A 5,146-nucleotide genomic window follows, 5' to 3' on the forward strand; every position below is an offset into this window, starting at 1 on the left:
AATGCCTGGCACTAGTTCCAGGTCAGAAATAATCACAAATTACACGATAATTAAACAGATTATTTTCCATAGTTACCCATAGTGGATTATTTAATTATTCCAGATATACCGCGTTGGAGTTATTTTACTAATAAGTAAAATGACACTTATTTACGTTCGGCTGGAGAATCTTTAACAGGAAGAACGCTATAATACCGTTGCACCAAGGGAAATATTAATCACTCTTTATCAACGAGTTATATGCTATGGATCAGCAAACGTATATCACTACCCGAAGTCAACGTTACCTGCAGACTAAACCTCCTTCAACACCCTAGTTATCTTTGCTGCTTCCTCTGGCATCTGTTCTGTTTTTGTCTCCATGCATCGACGGTTATTAGTCCTGCCTGTCGTATAGGACACGCTTCGTCTTTCAATATGCTTATTAACACGACAAATTCACTTTGAAACGTATTGCATCCTGGGAGCCAGGCCCTGTCATCGAACTTCGCATTGGCTATTCTCCCGGCTTGCCACAATGCTGTTTTATCATCAAATTAAGGATTTCGTTATGACCCGTATCTCTTTCTGGAAAGGCGTAATGGCGTGGGTTAAGCTCGCCTCGTTGCTTTTTCTCACGCTGTTCGTTCTTCTCGCGCTGCCGCATCTGGGCGTCACGGGGATGAATTTCTCGGTGCAGTTTTTATCGTTTAAAATTGTGATCGTACTGTTTATCGTCGCCTATCTGGCGTTTGTGTTTTCTTACGGCAAACTGCGCTTAAAGCGCCGGGGTTTTTTGATGGCGGGCGTGGGGCATATTCTGGCGGTGGCGCTATTTAGCCTGCTGTTCTATCCGATCGTCGGTTTTGCGATTGCGCTATTTTATCTCGCCGCCGCGTATAAATTTGCGAGCATTAAGATTGGCTGCCAGTGTGAAGCGATGGGCTAATGGTGATGATGGGTTACCGATGCGGGTGCATCGGTAACCCATCAAGCCATCAGGAAGGGTCTTTAATACCGTTCAGCAGCTTTCTTACCCGTGGGCCAAGTACCCAGAATAGCACCAGGATAATCAGCAGAAGCAGTGCCGACAGCCCTTTATGGTTATTGATGAGGATAAAAATCATTGCCAGAGTCAAGGCGTGAATCCTTATTGTTGTGCGTTGTGTATTTTATGTCGTGATGGGATTAGCCCCAGACGCGAATAAAGTTAGTTGCGACAGTGATAACTACCCACACCAGCAAATAATAACGGCGGGAATCATTACGTGATTCCAGAGCGGCAAAATAATTAGCGCTATAAAATGCGGAAATAATAATGGCGACGGTGATGACAATATGCCAGACACCTTCTCTGATACCGATAACGGCGCTAATGGAGGCAAAGCAGATAACGATAGCAACGCCATTCAGGGCATTGCACATCAACCAACCCCACAGGCTCGATGGCCTGCTAAACATCTGTTCAAGTCTTAAAACCAATTAATCATTCATCCCGTCAATGCAAAGAGCGCTATAAAATGCATTCTATAGCCAGGCAGGGAGTTGACTAAAATCAAATTTAACGGTTTCTATAGGGAATTAATCTGAAACTGATATATATCAATTTACGCTATATTTTATGCGTTTCTTCTGTTTTAAAAATAGTAAAATCGATAAACCGCTATGATATATAAAGATAAAATGAAGAGATGTAGTGTTTTATTTTTACTGGTGTTTTCTATTTATTACCCACTTGGTGTGAGGTTAAATGCTACTGTTTAGCGAATGATAATCACTACCTTTATTATTATTTGGGCAGGATATTACCCGCGTTAATAACGGTTTCACAATAGCGATCGTTGATCGCTAAAATAAAAAAGGTAGGCCGGATAGCGCTTCGCTTATCCGGCCTACAATGTTGCCTTAACTCACCAGCATGAGTTTACTATTTCTCAGGCGTATAGCTCAGGATCACCTTATCATCCGGAATATGGGTGAATTGGGTAATCAGCTGATGATAATCCGCCAATGGATCGACATCTTTAAACTGCATCGGGTAGAAAATCTTACTCAGCGTCTCGATGGCGATAATGTTGTACGGGTTGTTATAGAAGTGATGGTACAGCGCACCGGTATGACCCGCGACGACGGCCGGAATACTGCTTACGCCCTGACGCGCCAGCAGCGCATTAAAGGCGCTCACCACATCAGCCTGCGGAACGTTGTAGCCAAATGGAATAATCGCCGTCCCTTTCCCCGGACGTTTGGAACCCGTCATCAGGTAGTAATCCGGGTTCATGGAGATGATTTTCTCGACCGAGATATTCCCGGTTGCGCCTGGCAGCAGCTGTGAGCCGATGTTCACGCCGCCCGCCGCTTCCACCAGACCGCCCCAGCCGTTGCGTGCATGGGTGAAGCAACAGCCGTTATCCAGCCCTGCAACCCCGGCAATCGGCTCGATAAACACGAGGGGTTTCTTCTCGACCTTGGCCAGACGCTGGTGAATAGTGTCCAGACGCTGCTGATAGAAGTTGATATAGGCCTGCGCGCGTTCGCTCTGACCCAGTACCTTACCGAGCATCGCGATGCTTGGCATGGTGTTCTCAACCGGATGCAGTTCGTAGTCAACGAAAACAACCGGCACGTGCAGCGCGTCAAGTTTTGCCAGCACGCCGCTTTGCACCAGCGACGGCTTCGCGCGCAGCTGGGCAATCATCAGATCCGGATGGCGAGAAATCACCGTCTCCAGATCCACGTTCCCTTGGTCGGAGAATTTCATATCGAGGATTTTATTCCGCCTCGGGCCATTTCCGCTTCAGCACGTTCCAGGTTTCGGTATCCTGCTTTTTCGGCAGGTTGTTCCACGCCACCACTTTGGCGAACGGATTGTCGCGCTCCAGCATCGCCAGCGTCAGAATATCGCGCCCATCCTGCAAAATGATGCGCTGCGGCTCCTGCGTAACCGTCACCGTCCGGTTGTCCATATCTTTGACCGTGACCGGCCAGTTGCCCGCCATGGCCAGCAGCGGTGAAAACAGCAGCGCTGCGCCTAATATTGCCTTCTTCATCGTCATGATTTCCCCGTCTTGCGATTATTGTTATGTCGTTAAACCATCGACCACCACGTGCGGTAGCCCTTGTGAACAATGTTCGACCCGGCCGCGCACGCCGTAAACGGTCGCCAGGTTTTGTGGAATGACCACCTCATCCGGCACGCCGCTTGCGACCAGCGCGCCGTTTTTCATCATCACGGCATATTCGGCGTGACGCAGGGCAATGTTGATATCGTGGATAACCACCACGGTGACGATATTGCGCAGCCGCGTCTCTCTGGCGACGATATCCATCACGTGAAACTGATAGTTGAGGTCAAGCGCACTGAGAGGCTCATCGAGCAGCAGCAGATCCGGCTGACGAACCAGAGACTGCGCCAGGCCAATCAGCTGTTTCTGGCCGCCGGAGAGCTGGTCGAGGAAGTGCATCGCCAGATGGGCGACGCCGAGTTTTTCCAGAATGGCGTAGGCTTCCTGCTCAGCGTTACCCTGGTGATAGCCGCTGGCGCGTCGCGCTACGATAACCGACTCCAGCGCGTGCAGGTGCACACCGGCAGGCAGCGACTGAGGCAGATAAACCACCTTTTGGGCACGCTTAGCCGGTATCAGCGTCATCAAATCTACGCCGTTCAGCGACAGTACGCCATGCGCGGGGTTGAGATCCGCCAGCGCGCGCAGCAGCGTTGACTTACCCGAACCGTTGGGGCCGAGCAGGGCGGTAATCTTGCCCCGTGGCAGCAGCGGTGTGGTCAGGCCGTCGATGATTTTCTTTTTGCCATACCCGGTATGCAGGTCGCGAATCGACAGTCCATCCATCACAGCGTCCCTCGGTGGCGAATGATAATACTCAGGAAGAACGGCACGCCCACGAGTGACGTCACGATACCCACCGGAATAATGACCCCGGTGACGATATTTTTAGACACCACCGACGCCAGCGACAGCACCAGTGCGCCAATCAGCATACTGCCGGGCAGGTAGAAGCGGTGGTCTTCGCCGAACATCATGCGGGAAATATGCGGTGCAACGAGACCGATAAAGCCAATTGGCCCCACAAACGCCACGGTCAGCGCCGAGATAATGCTGATGCGCAGCAGCGTGGCCAGACGCAGCTTGCGTACGTTGATACCAAAGCTGACGGCGCGGTCTTCGCCAAGACGCAGGGCGGTGAGCTTCCAGGCATTTTTCAATGACAGCGGGGCGATAATCAGCAGCGCGACCGCCAGAATGGCGAGCTTATCCCACGAAGCGCGGGCCAGGCTGCCCATCGTCCAGAACACCAGTCCCTGCAAGGTATCTTCGCTGGCAACGAACTGTAAAATAGAGATTAGCGCGTTAAAGGTGAAGACCAGCGCGATACCAAACAGCACCACGCCGGAGGTTGCAACCCGCGTCCAGCGGCTGATACCGTCGAGAATAAAGCAGGCCATCAGCGCAAAGACAAAGGCGTTCACCGAGATAAACCACTGGTCGGGAATACCCGGAATCCCAAGCCCAAGAATAATCGCCAGCGCTGCACCGAACGAGGCGGCAGAAGAGACACCGAGGGTAAACGGGCTGGCAAGCGGGTTGTTGAGGATAGTCTGCATCTCCGCCCCGGCAAGCCCTAAGCCCATGCCGACCAGAATGGCCATCAGCGCGAACGGTAAACGTAGCTCCCAGACGATCACGCGGGTGCCGGGGTCCGCTGCGTTGGCGTGGAACAGCGTTTGCCATAGCGTGGATACCGAGATACCCGAGGGGCCGAGGGTGAAATCAAGCAGCAGGGAGCAGAGGATACAGAGCAGCACGACACCGGCAAGCAGGTAACGCTGCATAACCACCCGGCGGTAGCGGGCGGCAATCGCCAGCGCGGGAGAGTCGGCGCTGGAGGCAAGGCTGGAATTCATCGGATAACCTTATGGAACAGGGTAAATTCAGTGAACCTCCCGCCTGTCCCGAGGCGAAAAATGCAGGATATCCAATATCCTGGAGAGTGCTGGCGACAATATATTGAATTGATAATGCTTATCAATTCAATATGAAAATAATTAGCGTTCCATTGATTATTTGTTTAACTAAAACCCTTACTCCGGCGCTCCCCCAGAAACGGAGGACAGAGAAAACCTGACACCAGGCTTACCAGCAACGCT

At 51.4% G+C, this 5,146-nt stretch carries 5 protein-coding genes and 1 pseudogene; 1 reads left to right on the forward strand and 5 read right to left on the reverse strand.

Features of this window, described 5'->3' with window-relative positions; genetic code table 11:
- Positions 1–550 precede the first annotated feature (550 nt).
- A complete protein-coding gene (locus tag GKAS_RS22645) occupies positions 551–928 on the forward strand; it encodes a hypothetical protein (RefSeq protein WP_123651204.1) in 378 nt (125 codons plus the stop codon).
- Positions 929–977: 49 nt separating this feature from the next.
- On the opposite strand, the gene GKAS_RS25175 is transcribed toward GKAS_RS22645, so the two are convergent.
- The 5 genes and pseudogenes from GKAS_RS25175 to GKAS_RS22665 form a co-directional block, all read right to left on the reverse strand.
- Positions 978–1,118, reverse strand: coding sequence for a hypothetical protein (locus tag GKAS_RS25175; protein WP_167540435.1), 141 nt, complete (start codon positions 1,116–1,118; stop codon positions 978–980).
- Between the two features lie 49 nt (positions 1,119–1,167).
- The gene (locus GKAS_RS22650; protein ID WP_035897698.1) at positions 1,168–1,404 is read right to left on the reverse strand and encodes a hypothetical protein; all 237 of its coding nucleotides are present in this window, start codon (positions 1,402–1,404) and stop codon (positions 1,168–1,170) included.
- Between the two features lie 502 nt (positions 1,405–1,906).
- Positions 1,907–3,029: pseudogene (locus GKAS_RS22655) on the reverse strand (ABC transporter substrate-binding protein).
- 30 nt (positions 3,030–3,059) lie between these two features.
- Entirely contained in the window at positions 3,060–3,833 is a 774-nt protein-coding gene (locus tag GKAS_RS22660; protein ID WP_373995164.1) for an ABC transporter ATP-binding protein, read from the reverse strand.
- Positions 3,830–4,831, reverse strand: coding sequence for a FecCD family ABC transporter permease (locus GKAS_RS22665; RefSeq protein WP_373995168.1), 1,002 nt, complete (start codon positions 4,829–4,831; stop codon positions 3,830–3,832). The genes GKAS_RS22660 and GKAS_RS22665 overlap by 4 nt, the downstream gene beginning before the upstream one ends.
- Positions 4,832–5,146 lie beyond the last annotated feature (315 nt).

The sequence above is a fragment of the Kluyvera ascorbata ATCC 33433 genome, assembly GCF_000735365.1.
In the GTDB taxonomy this organism is placed as follows: domain Bacteria; phylum Pseudomonadota; class Gammaproteobacteria; order Enterobacterales; family Enterobacteriaceae; genus Kluyvera; species Kluyvera ascorbata.